This window comes from Kribbella aluminosa, assembly GCF_017876295.1.
In the GTDB taxonomy this organism is placed as follows: Bacteria; Actinomycetota; Actinomycetes; order Propionibacteriales; family Kribbellaceae; genus Kribbella; species Kribbella aluminosa.
This window is the reverse complement of sequence record NZ_JAGINT010000001.1, coordinates 2,626,341-2,643,780: the sequence shown is the minus strand read 5'-3', so window position 1 is coordinate 2,643,780 and position 17,440 is coordinate 2,626,341. Positions and strand designations below refer to the sequence as shown.

General features: G+C 69.7%; 19 protein-coding genes. 6 read left to right on the top strand and 13 right to left on the bottom strand.

Annotation, left to right across the window (positions count from 1 at the left end):
- The first annotated feature begins 53 nt into the window (after nt 1–53).
- Complete coding sequence (locus JOF29_RS12865) at nt 54–365, top strand: hypothetical protein (RefSeq protein ID WP_209694423.1); 312 nt, start codon at nt 54–56, stop codon at nt 363–365.
- A gap of 97 nt (nt 366–462) precedes the next feature.
- Here the strand turns inward: JOF29_RS12865 and JOF29_RS12860 are convergent, their stop codons facing one another.
- The 10 genes from JOF29_RS12860 to JOF29_RS12815 form a co-directional block, all read right to left on the bottom strand.
- Nucleotides 463–852, bottom strand: coding sequence for a hypothetical protein (locus JOF29_RS12860; RefSeq protein WP_245357567.1), 390 nt, complete (start codon nt 850–852; stop codon nt 463–465).
- Nucleotides 849–1,094, bottom strand: coding sequence for a hypothetical protein (locus JOF29_RS12855; protein ID WP_209694422.1), 246 nt, complete (start codon nt 1,092–1,094; stop codon nt 849–851). The genes JOF29_RS12860 and JOF29_RS12855 overlap by 4 nt, the downstream gene beginning before the upstream one ends.
- Before the next feature lie 152 nt (nt 1,095–1,246).
- Nucleotides 1,247–1,723 carry a hypothetical protein gene (locus tag JOF29_RS12850; protein ID WP_209694421.1) on the bottom strand — a complete coding sequence of 159 codons (477 nt, stop codon included), beginning with the start codon at nt 1,721–1,723 and terminating at the stop codon, nt 1,247–1,249.
- 9 nt (nt 1,724–1,732) lie between these two features.
- Nucleotides 1,733–1,870 (bottom strand): hypothetical protein, encoded by a 138-nt coding sequence (locus JOF29_RS12845; RefSeq protein ID WP_209694420.1) that lies wholly within the window; start codon nt 1,868–1,870, stop codon nt 1,733–1,735.
- A 336-nt stretch (nt 1,871–2,206) separates the two neighbouring features.
- Nucleotides 2,207–2,614: a hypothetical protein gene (locus tag JOF29_RS12840; protein WP_209694419.1), complete on the bottom strand. Its 408-nt coding sequence runs from the start codon at nt 2,612–2,614 to the stop codon at nt 2,207–2,209.
- A 50-nt stretch (nt 2,615–2,664) separates the two neighbouring features.
- Nucleotides 2,665–3,987, bottom strand: coding sequence for a CdiA C-terminal domain-containing protein (locus tag JOF29_RS12835; RefSeq protein WP_209694418.1), 1,323 nt, complete (start codon nt 3,985–3,987; stop codon nt 2,665–2,667).
- A 1-nt stretch (nt 3,988) separates the two neighbouring features.
- The gene (locus JOF29_RS12830; RefSeq protein ID WP_130388988.1) at nt 3,989–4,249 is read right to left on the bottom strand and encodes a hypothetical protein; all 261 of its coding nucleotides are present in this window, start codon (nt 4,247–4,249) and stop codon (nt 3,989–3,991) included.
- 17 nt (nt 4,250–4,266) lie between these two features.
- Entirely contained in the window at nt 4,267–4,944 is a 678-nt protein-coding gene (locus tag JOF29_RS12825) for a hypothetical protein (RefSeq protein WP_209694417.1), read from the bottom strand.
- Nucleotides 4,941–7,694, bottom strand: a complete 2,754-nt coding sequence (locus tag JOF29_RS12820) for an FtsK/SpoIIIE domain-containing protein (protein WP_307863295.1) — start codon at nt 7,692–7,694, stop codon at nt 4,941–4,943. Before JOF29_RS12820 ends, JOF29_RS12825 begins: the two co-directional genes overlap by 4 nt.
- A gap of 98 nt (nt 7,695–7,792) precedes the next feature.
- The gene (locus tag JOF29_RS12815) at nt 7,793–8,185 is read right to left on the bottom strand and encodes a VOC family protein (RefSeq protein ID WP_209694415.1); all 393 of its coding nucleotides are present in this window, start codon (nt 8,183–8,185) and stop codon (nt 7,793–7,795) included.
- 148 nt (nt 8,186–8,333) lie between these two features.
- Between JOF29_RS12815 and JOF29_RS12810 the strand changes: the two genes are divergently transcribed.
- Genes JOF29_RS12810 through JOF29_RS12800 form a run of 3 tightly spaced genes read left to right on the top strand, consistent with a single transcriptional unit; the run spans nt 8,334 to nt 15,086 of the window.
- A complete protein-coding gene (locus JOF29_RS12810) occupies nt 8,334–11,399 on the top strand; it encodes a PD-(D/E)XK nuclease family protein (protein WP_209694414.1) in 3,066 nt (1,021 codons plus the stop codon).
- Nucleotides 11,392–11,592, top strand: coding sequence for a hypothetical protein (locus JOF29_RS12805; RefSeq protein WP_209694413.1), 201 nt, complete (start codon nt 11,392–11,394; stop codon nt 11,590–11,592). The genes JOF29_RS12810 and JOF29_RS12805 overlap by 8 nt, the downstream gene beginning before the upstream one ends.
- Nucleotides 11,589–15,086, top strand: coding sequence for a UvrD-helicase domain-containing protein (locus JOF29_RS12800; RefSeq protein WP_209694412.1), 3,498 nt, complete (start codon nt 11,589–11,591; stop codon nt 15,084–15,086). The genes JOF29_RS12805 and JOF29_RS12800 overlap by 4 nt, the downstream gene beginning before the upstream one ends.
- On the opposite strand, the gene JOF29_RS12795 is transcribed toward JOF29_RS12800, so the two are convergent.
- Nucleotides 15,083–15,334 carry an alpha/beta fold hydrolase gene (locus tag JOF29_RS12795; protein WP_209694411.1) on the bottom strand — a complete coding sequence of 84 codons (252 nt, stop codon included), beginning with the start codon at nt 15,332–15,334 and terminating at the stop codon, nt 15,083–15,085. The genes JOF29_RS12800 and JOF29_RS12795 overlap by 4 nt on opposite strands.
- Before the next feature lie 216 nt (nt 15,335–15,550).
- Nucleotides 15,551–16,192: a LysE family transporter gene (locus JOF29_RS12790; RefSeq protein WP_307863555.1), complete on the bottom strand. Its 642-nt coding sequence runs from the start codon at nt 16,190–16,192 to the stop codon at nt 15,551–15,553.
- Between the two features lie 197 nt (nt 16,193–16,389).
- On the opposite strand from JOF29_RS12790, the gene JOF29_RS12785 reads away from it, so the two are divergent.
- Entirely contained in the window at nt 16,390–17,019 is a 630-nt protein-coding gene (locus tag JOF29_RS12785; RefSeq protein ID WP_209694410.1) for an FMN-dependent NADH-azoreductase, read from the top strand.
- Here JOF29_RS12785 and JOF29_RS45920 read toward each other — a convergent pair.
- On the bottom strand, nt 17,016–17,279 hold the full coding sequence (locus JOF29_RS45920) for a DUF4291 family protein (RefSeq protein ID WP_372446329.1): 264 nt from the start codon (nt 17,277–17,279) through the stop codon (nt 17,016–17,018). The genes JOF29_RS12785 and JOF29_RS45920 overlap by 4 nt on opposite strands.
- Between JOF29_RS45920 and JOF29_RS42965 the strand changes: the two genes are divergently transcribed.
- Nucleotides 17,197–17,385 carry a hypothetical protein gene (locus JOF29_RS42965; protein ID WP_245357565.1) on the top strand — a complete coding sequence of 63 codons (189 nt, stop codon included), beginning with the start codon at nt 17,197–17,199 and terminating at the stop codon, nt 17,383–17,385. The genes JOF29_RS45920 and JOF29_RS42965 overlap by 83 nt on opposite strands.
- Nucleotides 17,386–17,440: the final 55 nt, after the last annotated feature.

Genomic DNA, 17,440 nt, shown 5'->3' with positions numbered 1-17,440 from the left:
TGTCGGAGCAAGCGACACCCAGGGTGAGTGTCGATTCACAACCAGGGGGAGAGATGGCTGGTTTCGTTCAGATCATCGAGTACCGGACGTCGAAAGCGGACGAGGTCACGGCGCTGATGGAGGAGTTCCGCGCGAAGCGCGAAGCCGACAACGACGGGCCGGCGCCGGTGCGCGGGCTCACCTGTGCAGACCGCGACCAGGCGGGACGCTACTTCTCGATCATCGAGTTCAAGTCCTACGAGGAGGCGATGGAGAACTCCCGGCGCCCCGACACCACCGAGTTCTCGCAGCGGATGATGGAGCTCTGCGACGGCCCCGCGACGTTCTACAACCTCGACCAGTTGGCGGAGCAGAACTACCGCTGACAGGTACGGCGTACACCGGCTCGCCCAGGCGTACGCCGTACCTGTGGTGACCGGTGCCGGAGAGGAGGATGAACCCGGCACCGGTGGATCGGATACCTCAGCGGAAGACGCGGTGCGACGACCAGGGCGGCGCCGCGCCGTACGAACCGAGATCGCGCTCGGAGTGCAACGGGTCGGGGTCCTGCGGCTCGGGGGCCGAGTGCAGGTCCGGCCAGGGACGGGGTGGAAGGGACTCGCGGGGCGGCAGCGGGAGCTCGGGGTCGGGACCCGGTTCCGGGTCCAGCCACTCGACCTCGGTGGCCCCGCCGTGACCGTGGATCGCGACGACGGAATCGATGCCGTCCCACACGGTCGTGGTCGGATAGTCGCCGTACCAGCGGAGCGCGACCGCCCCGTCGGTGAACTGCACACCCTCGGCGACGGGCCCGGTGCCGCTGACACCGGAGACATCCTGATGCCGGATCAGCCGGAAGCGACGCGAACTCATTTCGGCGCCACCTCCCAGAGCCGCTCCCCCGGCAGCCTCCGGTCCGGCCCCGGATCGTGATCGGGCAGCGGCTCGCTGGTCACCCGCAGCCCGGCGAACCTCCGCGACATGGCTTCTGCGTACCGTTCGGCCAACTCGGCCTCGGCCCGGTAGTCGGCCACCACATGGTCCCCGAACCAGACCCGCACCCGCCGCCGCTCCACCCGCACCGCGACGGACCGCGAACAATCACCGTCGCCCATGTCAATACACCCGGCACCGAGTCGAGCCGGATCCCATCAGCGACCTCGCAAGACAACCCTTCACGTCAACCACTTCCACTTCCCTGTGGGGATGGGTTCACAGGTAGTGACGGCCCGCCCAGCACTTCATGACGCGACCCCGAAGAAAAATCTCACACCTCGTGAAACCACTCCCCGACATCCCGGGCAGGTGGACGAGCCGGCCAGCCGCCGGCCGTGTGAACAACCCCCGGCGCCCGTGAACAAGCTATGACCTGTCCCCAGACCCCACGGACTGTCCCGGGACCAACGGAATTCCCAGATACTGGTACGTCGGGCAGCCCCTCAACCAGGGCCTCGAACGCCAGCCGCGCCTCCTCGGCCTGAGGCTTGTGCGTTCGGTACTGGACATCGACGACAACGCCGTACCCATCCATCGCCTGCGCCTCGTCAGGCTCCGGCTCGAAGGTGTTCGGACCGATGTAGACACCGACTACACCATCCGACGACCGCGCCCGCCCCTTGTACTGCAACTCACCCGTCTCAACCCGCAGATCCCCATTCGGCTCCAGCCCGAGCACCCTGGCCACCCGCTCGGCCGCCTCCTCAAACGGCCCGGCCAGCGCCAGGAAGATCTCATCGGTGTCCACCACAGAACCTCAGTCCACAACCCAGGACTGCCACGCGCTGATGTCGTCCGCGTCGAGTGAGGTCTCCGCCGGGAATGTGTGGACGCCGGAGCCCGGCAGGTACGCCGCCATGATCAGGGACATCGCGTGGACCAGGACGAGGGCCACCGGTGGCCGCGCTGCTGCGAGCTCGTCGAAGCGCGCGGGCCTCGCGCAGCTGCTGCTCCTCGTTCCTGGAGCCGGCGATCCGTACGTCGACCACGCCGCTGTACCGATCGATCGCGGACACGTCCTCCGGCTCAGGGTTGTCTTCACCGTAGATGTTCGGACCCACCACCAGGAGAACCCTCCCGTCGACCGTCCGCGCACGCCCGCGGAAGAAGTACTGATCGTCCTTCAGATCCGGATCGTCGACGCGCTCCAATTGCAAGGCGGCCGCGATCCGTCCAGCCGTCGTCTCGAGCGGCTCGCCAGCAGCCAGGAAGATGGTGTGGCTGTTCGCCATCAGCCGACGACCCACGGCCGCCAGGTGTCGATGTCCTCGACATCGGGTGTGATCTGCGGGTCGAAGGTGTGCTTGCCGGCGCCGGGGAGATAGGCGGACACCAGTGTGTCGAGGTTGTGCACGAGAAGTGCGGGTAGGTCGGAGTGACCAGCGATCAACGTGTCGAACAAGCGCCCCGCCTCCCGATGAAGGGCGTCGTCAGAGCCCCCACGGACCTGGACCTCGATCGCATACCGATCCATCGCCTGCACCTCATCCGGCGCCGGATCCGGCTCGACATACCCGTTCGGCTGCACCACCACACCGAACCAGCCCTCCCCGGTCGCCCCACGCGCCCGCAGCCGAACCTCCTCCGCCCCAGCCGTCATAGCCTCCGCGCCGACCCCCTCGACCAACCAGTCGCTCACCTCCTGAGGTCCACCGGACACCGCCAGAAAGACACTGTCGACGACGGACATCATTTCTCCCTTCGATAGGTGACCAGCCGTCCGTCACCGAGGATGACGTGGACGATGTCAGCAATAGTCTTGCCGGGCTGACCGAGTGCCCGGCGGTAGGCGCGCAGTGCGTCGGCCTCTGAAAGATCGATGTTCCGCCCGTCGATGACGACCTCGGCTGCTTGAGCACTCGCGTCGCAGATGTTGCGTCTGAGAATATTGGCGCCGTTCTGGTTCGGAGTCTTGAACTCGACGACCGTTCCACGTCTGTCCGCGTGCTTGCGCACCGTCGCGTCCGGGTCCTTGTCGCCCGAGGAGTGATCCTCCCTCCGGGCATCGACGCGCCACTCCTCCTCGGCGAGGCGATCGGCAATGAGCCGCTCGTGCGGTTTGAAGGAGTTCTCGGGGTCGTGCACGCCCGGCGCGAAGTCGGCTTCGAGGGGGCGGGGATCGAAGGCTGGGTCGAAGTCGAAGCTGTCGGGCGTCGCGAGTTCTGGCAGCTCGATGTCGACGGTGATCGGGGCGAACTGGGGGGCCTCGGCGTAGTCGAAGGTGGCTTCCACTTTGTCGGTGGTGATGGTGAGGGTGGCGTGTTGCCATTCTTGGCCCTCGGATTCGGCCATGGTGGCGAGGAGTGTCTTTACCTGCTCGGTGAGGTCGACGTCGAGCTCGTGGTCGGCGGTGAGGCGGTCCTCGCGTTTCTGGTCTTCCTTCTCGTCACGTTCTTCGAACTCGGGGGGCTCGTCTTCGTCGTCGCGGTCGGGGGTGAGTTCGAAGTCACGGGTGAGGCGCTCCTCGCGTTCGGCCTCTTCCTTCTCGTCACGTTCTTCGACGATGATCTCGCCGGTTTCGGTGACGGTGATCTCGAACTCGAGAGGTTCGTGCGAGTCCTCCTCGGCCGTCTTGCGGTACTTCTCGAAGGCCGTGCGGGAGACCGTGACCAGCGGGGGTTCGTTGTCTTCGGCAACTTCTAGATCGTCGTACGTCGCGGTCAACCGGGTCGTGCGGATCCGGACGCCCGTACCGCTCGTCGACTTGTTGCGGTCGGCGGAGTCGGAGGACGGGCGGTTCGTGGACGGGCCGGCCGCGCCGATCAGGCCCTCCGCCCAGCCGCGAGCCTTGGGAGGTGCCATCGAGAGGTAGTGGGCGGCCGCCTCGCAGGAATGGGCGGCGGCGTCGAGTTGCTGGGCGGCGACGGTCGCCTGGCCGCGGGACGCGATCAGGGCGAGCTGGGCGTTCTCGCGGCAGCGGGCCGCCGTACGCAGCAACTGGTCGACGACGCGGGGGATCTCGTCGAAGCAGTCGACCAGGCCGCGGGCGACCCGCTGCAGCTCGGAAGCCAATTCAGATCTGGTCGGCGTAGTTCTTGCAGCCGGCGGACGCGATCTCGAGTGCCTCGGCGGCCTGTTCGACCGCCTTGCTCGCGGCCTCCAGGATCTCGGTGATGTCGCGGTCGATACCGGTCGCGGTGCCGGCGATCAGGCTCTCCACCAGCTGGCTGTGCTGGGTGAACCGGAGCTTGAACCCGGCCAGTCCCCCGGCTGCCTGCTTGGCCTCCATCGAGACCTGGTGCAGCTGTTCCTTGAGCCGCAGTACGTCGGACACCTCAACCCACTCCCAAACTAGTTGCGCTTCTTCGGCAGCACGATCGCCGTACCGGCCACGACGACCGGCACCAGGATCCCGATCCACCACGGCAGCCCCGCCAGCATCGCGACGAAGACCAGCCCGGCACCGCCCCAGCCCCACCAGCGCGCGGCCGGCAGCCGCGGCAGGCCGAGCACCCGGGACGCGGCCAGCATCGTCAGGGCAGCGATCGCGGCAGCCTCGACCCCGGCCAGGAACGAGCGGCTGAACACCCACACCAGCACGAACCCGACCAGCGCCAGGACCGCGCTGATGGTACGCCGCCGACGGAGCTCCTGGAGCCGCCGGGCCGACGTGCGCAGTTCTTCCAGCTGGTCGACCGACTCGGCGAGCTGTTCGGTGATCCGCGCGGCGACGGTCTCGATGTCGTTCAGCGCGCGGATCTCGGGAAGCGTGTGGTTCGACCGCTTGCCCTCGGCCGGCAGCCCGGCTCGTTGCAGGCTCTCCGCGGCCTTGTCGGCGAGGGCGTTCAGGCGGGTCTGCAGCTTCCGCCCGCGCTCGGCCATCGCGTCGGCCTCGGCCGCGGCGGTCGCCTCGGCCTTCGACTTGTGCGCCGTCACCCGGTCCTGCGCCTGCTGCGCGTCGGTCCGCGCCATCGCGACCGTCCGCAGCGCCCGCACGTACTCCGACCACACCTGCTCGTCAGTCTTCATCGCCGTAGCAACTCCACCGCTCGCTCCACCTCGTCCGCGCGCAGAGCAGCGAACGGTACGACGACCTGTGCCTCGGGATGCAGCCCGTCCCACAGCAACGCCCGATGCGGCTCGGACGCCCAGCGCACCAGCGGCCCGGCCACCGCGCGTACGCCGTCCTGCGGGTGCCTCAGGAACATGTGCGTCGCGACATTCCCACGCCCGTACCCAAGCTGCTCGGTGCACACGTGCAGCCGGTTCCACCAGCCGTACGTGATCAGCCCCTGCGCCGGCCCGTCCCGCACGATCTCCTGCAGCGCGTTCGCCGGGCTCTCGAAGTACCCCTCGGCGTGCACTTGCATCCGCGGTACGCCGTGGAACCCGAACCCGAGCAGGTACGTCCCGCCCGCCTGCCCGTTCCGCATCGTGTCCCGGAGCGCGAACAACCGCGGCGCGATGTCGTCGTGCTTGTCCACGGTCTCGACCTCGCAGCCGAGCTCCCGCAGTACCCGCACCAACGTGTCCTTGCCCTCGGCAACGGCCGGCGCCGAGTTCGTACCGTCGACGAACACGAATCGCGGCGGCTCCACCGCTCCGGCCGCCGTCGACACGGCCAGCCCGGTCAGCACGCCCAAGGCATCGGCAGGCCCGTCGCCCAGCACGAGTACGCCGGCGCCAGGCTCGGGCCGTACCTCGACCGCGACGGGCTCCTCGGTCACCGCGATCGGCAACCCGGTCCACGGCCGCCCCAGCTCGGGCTGCACCGCCGTCGCGGTGTCCGTCAACCGGGCCGGCTCCGCGAGGTGGAACACCCGCGGCGGATGCGCGGCATCGCCGGCCCGTGTCCACAGCTCCTCGCGCAACGAGTCCAGCACGCGCTTGTCCGCGAAACTCACCAGCACGTGCTGATTGTCGTCGGGCGATCCGAAGTTCGCGTTCAGCACCGCCTCGCCGCGGAACTGCAGCTCGGCGGCCGCCGTGTTCCCGCTGCGCAGGATCGCCTGCGAGTCGGCCGGCGTCGTCTTCAGCGCGATCCGGTACGGCACCTGGCCGAAGATCGAGTCCCGCCGCGTCGACAGCCGCTTCACGCCCTCGATCGTCTGCGTGGCGAGCACCACGTGGACGCCGTACGCCCGCCCCAGCCGCACCAGCCGCTCCAGCAGCTTCGCGGCCTCGTCCGCCAGCTCGTCGTCGTCCTCGAGCAGCACCTGGAACTCGTCCAGTACGACGAGGATCCGCGGCGGGCGGTCCGGGCCGGGCGCGAGCTCCGCGATGTCGGCGACGTTCCCGTGCGACTTGAACACCTCGCTGCGCCGGGCAAGCTCGTCGGACAGGTGCCGCAGCACGGCGAGGCCGAACGCGCGGTCGCTGTGCACGCCGAGCACCCGGATCTGCGGCAGCCAGTGCGGGCGATCAGGACCCGGGCCGAGCGCGGAGAACTCGACACCGTGCTTGAAGTCGAGCAGGTACATCTCCAGGTCTGCCGGCGAGTAGCGCGCGGCGAGACCGTGGATCATCACGAGCAGCAGGTTCGACTTGCCCTGGCCGACCGCGCCGCCGACCAGGACGTGCGGCAGCGCCGGGTTGCCGCTGCGCAACCGCACCAGCGCCGGCGTGCGATCGTCGTACCCGATCACGGTACCGATCTCGTCCTTGACCGGTCGCCACCACGTCAGGCGATCCGGCAGCGTGCGCTCGAAGTCGATGGTCGGCAGCACGGCGATCTCGGCCTGCTCGGCGATCACGTCACAGATGCCCGCGGCAACGGACGCGTCGAACGGCGGATCCAGCCGGGCCGGCGGCAGCTGCGCGACCTCGACCCGATCGTTGACGATGGCAACCGGATCGAGGAGCTCGAGCAACTGCTTCGAGTCGACGTCCAGCTCGGCCGCCGTCGACGCGTCGTAGTGCACCAGAAAGCAGATGCCGCGCCTGCCGGCGGTCGCGGCCAGCCGGAGCAGGTCGCGCTGCGCGAGCGTGTCGATGCCGAACGGGTAGTCGAAGAGGATCACCACCCGGTACGGATCGGTGACCTGGCCGGTTTCCTTCAGCAAGTCCTCGAACCGCTCGTGCCCGAGCTGCGCCTGCCGGCTGGCCCGCAGCGACGACACGTCGACGAGACCGGACAGCACGGTGTGCAGCTGCTCCGCGGTATGCGTTGCCCTAGGCACCAATTGCGGGTACTTCGTGGTCAGATGGCCGAGCAACCCCATCATCCCGGTGAGCTTCGGGTCGAACGCGTCGACGCGCAGCCGGAACGGCTCCGCAGCCGCGACCAGCCGGAGCGCGATGCTCTGCAGCAGCCGGCGCGCGGTCTCGTTGCGGTCGCCGGTCACCTTCCAGCCGTTCGTACGGAGCAGCGGCGCGACCACCGGCGTACCCGCGTCGAGCTCGCCGACCCGAACGTACGCCGGGACGCCGGCGCCGACGAGTTGCCGCGAACGCCAGCGTGCGTCGTTCGGCGGGACCGCGGCGAGACCCGGAGCGAGCCGATCGGCGAGCAACCGGGCCTTCGGCTCGGCCTCCGACAGCGCCTCGGCGGTCTTCGCGTCCACCAGCGACCGCGACTCCCGACGGGCCGTCGCGGTCTGCTCCTGCAACTGCCGATGCAGCCGCACGGCGCGCTGATGCTCGCCGTACGTCAGCCGCCGCGCGTTGTCCAACAACTGCCCGAGCGCATGCTGCAAACCGCGGATCCGCCCCTCAAGAGCCTCCGACGAGGCCGGCCGGAGCTCCGACGCAACCGGCCCCCCGTCAGGCTTCTCCGTCACCAGCATCGTCCTTCCACACCTGGCCCCGCGAGTACTCATTGCCTCGGGTAATCGTGTCACACCACTGGCCCCAGTGGTCACTCCAGGCATCAGTCGTCTCAAGGGGCGACGATCTCCACCTCGTAACCGTCGTCGTTGTGCAGGAAGGCGGCGTAATGCTGCGGGCCGCCGGCGTACGGATGCCGGTCGGCGAACATCAGTGTCCAGCCGCGATCGGCCGCCTCGGACACGATCCCGTCGACCTCTGCGCGGCTGGCCGCGTTCAGCGCCAGGTGGTTCATCCCGGGCCGCATCCGGTCGTGCTCGGCCGCCGACATCGCGGGACTCTGCTCGACCACGACGTAGCTGCCGTCCGGCGCGGTCCAGGTCATCCCACCGGGCCAGCCGTCACCGTCCTTCCACCCCAGCCGGCCGAGGACCCAGCCCCAGCTCGTAACGGCCCGGGACAGGTCCGGGACCCAGATCTCGACGTGATGCACCGCGGCAGTCATCGGAGCATTATCGGTGCCCGTCATTTCTCCATTGTGCGAGGGCCACCGCCGGCACCGCAGAAACCGTGGCGTTTCGCGCCCCTTCACCTTTCTGTCCGTGGCAGGGTCTAGCGTCTGCGATGACAGTCGAACGGCGGGAGTTTTCCTGATGAGCAGCACGCGGATCGAGAGCACGGCGTACGGCGCCGCCGCTCTGGAGCGCCTGCGGGCCGTCGTCGCGCGGCTGAAGGCCGACGACCCGATGACCCCGGTCACGCTGCTGCTGCCCAACAACCTGTCCGGGGTGATCGCCCGCCGGCATCTCGCGCGGGAGTCCATCGGCGGTCTGTACCTCGCGACCCTCGAGCGCCTCGCCGAACAGATCGCGGCCGGGCTGCTCGCGCCGCGACGGCCCGCGACCCGTCCGATCGTCGCCGCCACCTGGCGTACGGCGCTGGCGAAGGCGCCCGGCATCTTCGACGAGGTCGCGGAGCACCCGTCGACCATTCAAGCGCTCGCTGCCGCGCACAAGGAGCTGCGCGACCTCAGCGATCCGGCGCTCGACAGGGTCGCGGAGGCCTCCGCGCTCGGCCGCGACCTGATCCGCCTGCACCGTCAGGTGACCACCGAGCTCGGCACGGACTGGTACGACGCGACCGACCTGCTCCGCGCCGCCGCGGCGACCGTCAACTCGTCGACGGTCCGCGAGCTCGGCGCTCTCGTTCTCTATCTCCCGCAGGAGCTGACGCAGTCCGAGGCCGGGTTCGTCGCCGCGCTCGGTGACGCGGCAGCTGATCTGACAGTGATCGTCGGCCTCACCGATGTCCGCCGTGCCGACCGTGCGGTCCGCCGCTCGCTGGAGCGGATCGGGATCGACCTGCCGACCTCGATCTCGAAGAACTACCCGGTCGCCACCGAGATCCTGAACGCGTCCGACGCCGACGACGAGGTGCGGTGCGTGGTCCGCGACGTGGTCTCGGCCCTCGACCAGACACCCGCGCACCGGATCGCGGTCCTCTACGCCGCCGCCTCGCCGTACGCGCGTCTGCTGCACGAGCACCTGTCCGCCGCCCACATCGAGGTCAACGGTCCCGGTACGCGTCCGGTGCACGAGCGCGCGATCGCGCGGACGCTGCTCGAAGTACTGGCCCTTGTCGATCATGACCTACCCCGGGCGGACGTCTTCCGGGCACTGGCGAACGCGCCGACGCGGGACTTCGCCGGCGATCGGATCCCGGTGCCGCAGTGGGAGCGCATGTCGCGGGCGGCCGGTGTGGTGCGTGGCGACGACTGGGACACCCGGCTGGCGCGGTACGCCGAGTCCGAGCGGCGGACCGCCGACCAGGAGGAGGCGGCCGACGATCCACGACCGGCCGCGGTACGGCGAGCGCAGTACAACGCGACCACCGCGGAGCGGCTGCATGCGTTCGCATCCACGTTGCGCCGACGGCTGACCGATCTTGCCGCGCTCGACACGTGGTTCGACCTGTCGGCGGGCGTGCTGCAGCTCTTCCACGATCTGCTCGGCGACTACTCGTCCTTGCCGATCGAGGAGCAGTACGCCGCGGCCGCGGTCGAGGGGTCGTTGAAGGGCCTGTCGACGCTCGACGAGCTCGGCACGCCGGCGAGTCTCGCAGTACTGCGTGATGTCCTCGATCTCGAGTTGCAGCAGTCGCTGCCACGCGTCGGGACGTTCGGCACCGGTGTGCTGGTGGCGCCGTTGTCGGCCAGCATCGGGTTGTCGGCGGACATCGTGTATGTCGTCGGTCTGTCGGAGGACCTGTATCCGGGGCGCGTGCACGAGGACGCGCTGCTTCCCCATCGGGTGCGGGAGGCGGCGGCGCCGGAGTTGGCGTCGTTCCGGGACCGCCTGGACGCGAAGCAGCGGCATCTGCTGGTCGCGTTCTCCTCGGGTGCGCGGGTGGTGGCGTCGTTCCCGCGCGGCGATCTGCGCCGGTCGTCGCGGCGCTTGCCGACGCGCTGGCTGCTCGGTTCGCTGCGCGAGCTGACCGGTGACCACGCGCTGCCCGCGACCCAGTGGGACAGGTACGAGGCGGTGCTGCGGACGTCCGCGTCGTACGCCGGTTCGTTGACGACGGCAACCATGCCGGCGACCGAGCAGGAGTGGCAGACGCGGGCCGCGGCGGCGCGGCTGTGGGTGCACGACGGCGTGCTCGTGCGGGCACGGGAGTTGTTGCGTGGCAGGGCGTCGAAGGCGTTCACCCGGTTCGACGGGGATCTGTCGGGGGTTTCGGGGCTGCCGGAGTTCGCGATCGACGAGCGGATCGCGTCGCCGACCTCGTTGGAGTCGTACGCGACCTGTCCGCACGCGTACTTCGTCGAGCGGCTGCTTCAGGTGGAGCCGCTGGAAGCGCCCGAGGACCTGCTCGTCATCTCCCCGGTGCAGATCGGGAACCTGATCCACAACAGCCTGGACGCGTTCGTGTCACGGCTGGCCGGTTCACTGCCCGGGTACGGCGAGCCCTGGACCGCGGAGCAACGCACGCTGTTGCTGACGATCGGCGCGGACCTCGGCGATCAGTTCGAGGCCGAGGGGCTGACCGGGCATCCGCGGTTGTGGCAGCGCGAGCGACTGCGGATCCTCGGGGATCTGATGGTGCTGCTGACCGACGACGACCGGTGGCGTTCTTCGCGATCCGCCTCGGTGGTCGCGAGCGAGCTGCGGTTCGGGTTCGACGGCGAGCCGCCGGTGGAGATCCCGGTGCCGTCCGGGCGGGTGCTGCTGCGAGGTTCCGCGGACAAGGTCGACCTCGGCGCGGACGGGACGATCTACGTCACCGACGTGAAGACCGGCGGCTTCTCGCGGTACGAGGGCATCGAGTCCGACCCGGTCGCGGGCGGCACGAAGCTGCAGTTGCCGGTGTACGCGTACGCCGCCCGCGCGCGACTGGGCGAGGCCTCCACCCCGGTCGAGGCGTCGTACTGGTTCGTCCGCCGCGGCGGCAAACGGATCCCGGTCCCGCTGACACCGGAGGTCGAGGAGCGGTACGTCGACACCCTCGACGTGATCGTGTCCTCGATCGCGGCCGGGTACTTCCCGCCGAAGGCGCCCGAAGTGCCGGACTTCCTGTGGGTGCAGTGCCCGTACTGCAACCCGGACGGCCTGGGGCACAGCGAGGTTCGGGCGCGGTGGGACCGCAAGCGGCACGATCCCGTGCTGGAGCGACTCGTCCGCCTCATCGACCCAACCGCGCTGGAGTCCGCCGATGAGTAGCCTCCCGACGCCCTCGGCCCACTCCGACGACCTCGGCCGCGCCGACACCTCCGGTCCGCCGATGCGCGCGGCTGCGCCGTCAGCTCCCGCCCGGCATGCACTTCCGCTCGCCGTCAGCGGGTGTGCGAGTGTGCTGCGGGCCGGCTCGGCGGTGCCGGCGCGCGCCTGCTGGATCGAAGGGAGCTGCCGATGACCGAGCAGTTGCTCGACGGGGATGCGCGGGAGCGGATCCGGTCCGATACCGACGCCACGCTGTTCGTGGAGGCGGGTGCCGGCTCGGGGAAGACGCATGCGCTGGTCGAGCGGGTGCGGACGTTGGTGCTGCGGGACGGCGTACCGCTGCGGACGATCGCGGCCGTGACGTTCACCGAGAAGGCCGGGGCGGAGCTGCGGGACCGGTTGCGGGTCGAGTTCGAGAAGGCACGGCGTACGGACGCCGGGCAGCTCGCGGACGCGGCGCTGGACGATCTGGACTCGGCTTCGATCGGCACGCTGCACGCGTTCGCGCAGCAGATCCTGCTCGCGCATCCGATCGAGGCCGGGCTGCCGCCACTGATCGAAGTACTGGACGAGGTCGGGTCGTCGGTCGCGTTCGAGGAGCGGTGGGCCGAGCTGCAGCAGCAGTTGCTCGACGACGACACGATCGCCGAGCCGCTGCTGCTCGCGATGGCGGTCGGGGTCGAGCTCAAGCATCTGCGGTCGCTGGCGCGGCTGTTCGGCAACGACTGGGACCTGATCGCGGACCGGGTGCTCGTCGAGCCGCCCGAGCTGGTGGCGATGCCGGATCTGACCGGGCTGATCGCCGCGGCGGCGCAGATCGGCGGGCTCGCCGAGACGTGTCTGGATCCCGAGGACCGGCTGCTGCCGAAGGTGGTGCAGATCCGCGAGCTCGGTCTGATGCTGGAGGCCGCCTCCGATCAGGAGACACAGCTGTCGTTCCTGCAGGCGCTGCGCGGGATCAAGGTGGGCCGGATCGGGCGCAAGGAGAACTGGCCGGACATCGCGAAGGCGCGCGCGGACTGCACCGAGGTGGTCGAGGTCGCCGGTTCGCTGGTCGAGCTGCTGCTTGATGCTTGCCTGCGGCATCTTTCGCACTGGATCGCGGAGCGGGTGCTGGAGTCGGCCGAGCTGCGGCGGGCGGACGGGCGGCTCGAGTTCCACGACCTGCTGGTGCTGGCGCGGGACCTGCTGCGCCGCGACGCCGACGTACGGGATGAGCTGCAGGAGCGGTTCGAGCGGTTGCTGCTGGACGAGTTCCAGGACACGGACCCGATCCAGATCGAGCTCGCGGTCCGCATCGCCGGCGGCGCGGAGGCGTCCGACCCGGACTGGCACGACATCGAGGTCCCCGAGGGCAGGCTGTTCGTGGTCGGCGACCCGAAACAGTCCATCTACCGGTTCCGCCGCGCCAACATCGCGACGTACCTCACCGCCCAGGAGCTCCTCGGCGAAACCGTCGCCCTGACCACCAACTTCCGCACCGTCCCACCGATCCTCCAGTGGATCAACACCGTCTTCACCACCCTGATCCAGCCCCAGGACTCCGCCCAGCCCGCCTACCAAGCCCTCTCCCCCCACCGCACCAATCCTGGCGAGCCGCACACCGACAGCGCCGACACCGGGGCGCGCACACCAGGCGGCTCCCGCCCTCCAGCAAGCTCCACCGCACCTGGCGCCCCCGGTTCCTCGGACCGGGGCTCGACGCCCGTCGAGGGTGACCAGCTCTCGATCTTCGACGAGCCCGCACTCTTCGACGAACCCGACCACGGTGCTGAGCTCACCGATCTCGCGGAGGTGCTCCCGTTCCGCCGCCGCGGCGACGCCATCGACGTACCTCTCGAAGAGCCAGCCGCCGTCGACCCATCCGCCGGCCCCGCCGTCACGATCCTCGGCGCCGTCCCGCACGACGACCTCCCGCGCGCGCAAGCCTCCGTCCTCCGCGAGCGCGAAGCCACCGACGTCGCCTCCGTCATCGAGGAAGCGCTCCGCGACGGCTGGCTCGTGTACGACGACCGCACCCAAACCTGGCGCCCCGCCGAGGCCGGCGACATCGCCGTACTCGTCCCGGCCCGCACCTCCCTCCCGTTCCTCGAAGACGCCCTCGACCGCGCCGACATCCCGTACCGCGCCGAAGCCAGCTCCCTCGTCTACCAGACCGCCGAGGTCCGCGACCTGCTCGCCTGCGCCCGCGCCCTCGGCGACCCGAGCGACCAGCTCGCGCTCGTCACCACCCTCCGCTCGCCGCTGTTCGGCTGCGGCGACGACGACCTGTTCACGTGGAAGCGCAAAGGCGGCACGTTCACCCTGACCGCCCCGGTCCCCGACCAGCTCCTCACCCATCCCGTCGGCGACGCGATGGAGTGGCTCCGCCGTACGCACTACGCCGCCCGCTGGCTCACCCCCAGCGAAGTACTCGCGAAGATCGTCGCCGACCGCCGGATGCTCGAGGTCGCCGCGATCGGCCCGCGCGCCCGCGACGCCTGGCGGCGGATCCGGTTCGTCGTCGACCAGGCCCGTGCCTGGTCCGAGGTCGAGCACGGCGGACTCCGCTCGTACCTCGCCTGGGCCGCCCATCAGGGTGAGGAAACCTCCCGCGTCGCCGAGGCGGTCCTGCCCGAGACCGACGCCGACGCGGTCCGGGTGATGACGATCCACGCCGCGAAGGGACTCGAGTTCCCGATCGTGATCCTGTCCGGCATGACCGCCTCGCCGAACCGGCAACGCGGCGTACAGGTCCTCTGGCCGCAGTCCGGCGGGTACGCGGTCAAGCTCAAGTCATCCGTCCAGACCGAGGACTTCGACCTCGTGCAGCCCGTCGACGAACAGATGGACGACTACGAACGCCGCCGCCTGCTGTACGTCGCCGCGACCCGCGCCCGCGACCACCTGGTCGTCTCGCTGCACCGCTCCGGCAACCGCCGCCACACCAGCAACGCCGAGCTCCTCGCAACCGCCGGCGGCGTCGAAGCCCCGAACTCGACCCTCTTCACCGGCCCGCCCGTCCCCGACCGCGAGCCGACCGCCGCCCCCGACGTGTCCCGGCCGATCTCCCGCACGGAATGGGAAGCGCGGGCCTCCGCCGCACAAGCCGCGAGCCGCGCCCGCTCCGCGCAGAGCGCCTCCGGCCTCGAAGGCACCGGCCCGGACGCCACCCTCACCGACGTCGACCCCGGTACGGCGAAAGGCCCCCGCGACGTCGAGCTCCCGCCGTGGTCGAAGGGCCGCTACGGCACCGCGATCGGCCGCGCCGTCCACGCCGTACTGCAGGTCGTCGACCTCTCCACCGGCGCCGGCCTCGACGCCGCCGTATCGACCCAGTGCCTCGCCGAGGGCGTCCTCGAGTTCACCGACATCGTCGCCGCCCTCGTCCGCTCGGCGCTGGCGTCCGACGTCGTACAACGCGCCGCGGCCCGCGAGCACTGGCGCGAGTCGTACGTCGGCACGCTCCAGCCCGACGGCACCGTCCTCGAAGGCTTCGTCGACCTGATCTACCGCGAGGACGACGGCCGCCTGACCATCGTCGACTACAAGACCGACGCCATCCCCGCGGCAGCGTTGGACAGCCGCGTCGCGTACTACGCACCACAACTCCAGGCATACGCCCAGATCCTCCCCAACACAGGTCCCCCGATCCTCCTGTTCCTCAACCCGGGCGGAGCCGTCGAGCGAGCGGTACCGGAGCGCTAGACCGAAGTCCGCCCAGCCCGCAAATAGCTGCGAAGCACGTCGACCCATCCGTCGAACGCATCGAGGTGCGCATCGTGACTTCCGCCGGCAATCACGGCCCGCGCGGTGTGCGGACGACGTCGGATCAGCTCGTCCTGCTGCTCCGGCGTGAACATGCCGTGCTCGGCGAACACCGCAAGCGCAGACGGTTCCAGCCGCTCCCACTCCGCCCAGCGATCCTCCTGCACCGCGGCGATCGTCGACTCCATCACATCCGCGTCGAATCGCGGGCGCAGGCCCTCACCGGTCCTCTCCAGATCGTTGCACCAGGCAACCGCCAGCCGACCAACGCGTCCGCCGTCGGCAGCAGTTCACGCGAGCTCCCGGCCAGCCCATCCAGTAGCACAACCCCCGGACCGTCCCCGCCGCGATCGGTCACCGCGATCTCCACGTCCCCCGCCGAATCATCACAGCCACATTCTCAACTAGACAACCAGTCGCGCCGCAAGTACGACGATCAGCGCGCTCGACACCAGCGCCGTCGCCAACCGGCCCCGCGCCCCGGTCAGCACTCGTCCGAGCAGCGCTCCACCGCCCGCGAGCAGCAGTTGCCAACTCGCCGACGCCACGAACGCCGCCACCACGAACACGATCCGCCCGCCGACACCCGCGACACCCGATCCCCCGAGTACCAGCGCCGCGAAGTAGATCACCGTCCACGGGTTGAGCATCGTCATCCCGAGCATCCCGAGGTACGCCGTCCACGCGCCGACCGGGGCTTCCTGTTGCAGCGCGACGATCCGCTGCTCGCGATAACGCCGTACCGCCTTGGCCGCTCCCATCACCGCGAGGCCGATCAGCACCAGAACCGATGCCCAACGCAACGGTCCGACAATCGGCACGAGCAACGGAGCCAGCATCGAACCGGCTCCCGCAGCGACCGCCGCGTACACACCATCAGCCGAAGCGACCCCAAGAGCGGCGAACGCCCCGATCCGCAACGAACTCCGCGCCGTCAACGCCACCAGATAGGTCCCGACAGGCCCGACCGGCACGGCAACGCCGTACCCAGCCAAAAGCCCCGCGACCACCAGCCCGATCACGACTGACCGGGCATCGACCTCCACCAACGACCGGCCTGCTGCTGAACCCGAGCCGCCAAGGCCACAGGTCCCATCAGCAACAGTCCAGAAGTCGTAGTCATGTCCTCATCATGCGGAGGCGGTCAACCCAATTTGCAGCCGCCGATTGACTAACCGGACCAAGGTCCGTATCGTCCTGAACATAACCGGACTACAGTCCGATAAGATCGGAAGGCACCCATATGAGCACCCTGCTGCACATCGCGTCGTCACCCCGTGGAAACAAGTCGGAGTCGTTGCGGATCGCCGACACGTTCGTCGACGTCTACCGCGAGACGCACCCCGGCGACGAGGTCGTCACCTGGAACCTGTGGGACGGCACGCTGCCGGAGTTCGGGCCGGCCGCGGCCGGCGCCAAGATGACGTTCATCGCGGGCGAAGCGCTCGAGGGCGAAGAGGCCGAGGCCTGGGAAGCCGTCCAGGCGACCGTCCAGCGCTTCCTCGCCGCGGACCGCCTCCTGTTCAGCGTCCCGATGTGGAACGCCGGAGTCCCGTACATCCTCAAGCAGTTCATCGACGTGATCTCCCAGCCCGGGACGATCTGGGGCCTGGACCCCCACACCGGATACCAGCCCCTCCTCGCCGGCACCGGCCGTAAAGCAGCCGTCATCTACACCAGTGGCGTCTGGGGCCCACAACTCGGCCCCAGCTTCGGCACCAACTTCCAGTCCACCTTCTTCAACGACTGGCTCCGCTGGACCGGCATCGACGACATCACCGACATCCGCTACCACCCCACCCTCACCGGCGACGCACCCCAATCCCGCGACGAAGCCCTCTCCACCACCCGCACCACCGCCAAGACCTTCTAACTTCGACAGCCACGCGCACGCGACTCGGCGCCCGGTACGCCCGAGCGTCCACTACCGGCATCTTCCGCACCCAAGGATGCGCGGCGCCGACCGCGTGCACGGCAATCCGCAGCCCGGCGACCCTCTGCCGCTTCTGTCGACGTACGGGCGAGGTCGCGCACGTGCTGCATGTCCGCGGTGACGTCCTCGATCCCGACGATCCACTCGTGCACGTACCGGCGTACCGCATCCCCCGACGGCCCGATCTGGATCGACCGCACCCGAGGCTGCGGCGTCAGCGTCACGGTCTGCTCCGGATCCGCACCGGCGCGGGCCCGCCAACGACTGGTCGCCGGTGACCGAGGTCAGCCGGTGCTCAGCAGCTGACCACCGGCTGAGACGGCGCCGTCGGGGTGCAGGCAGTTGTAGGCATCCGGCGGCG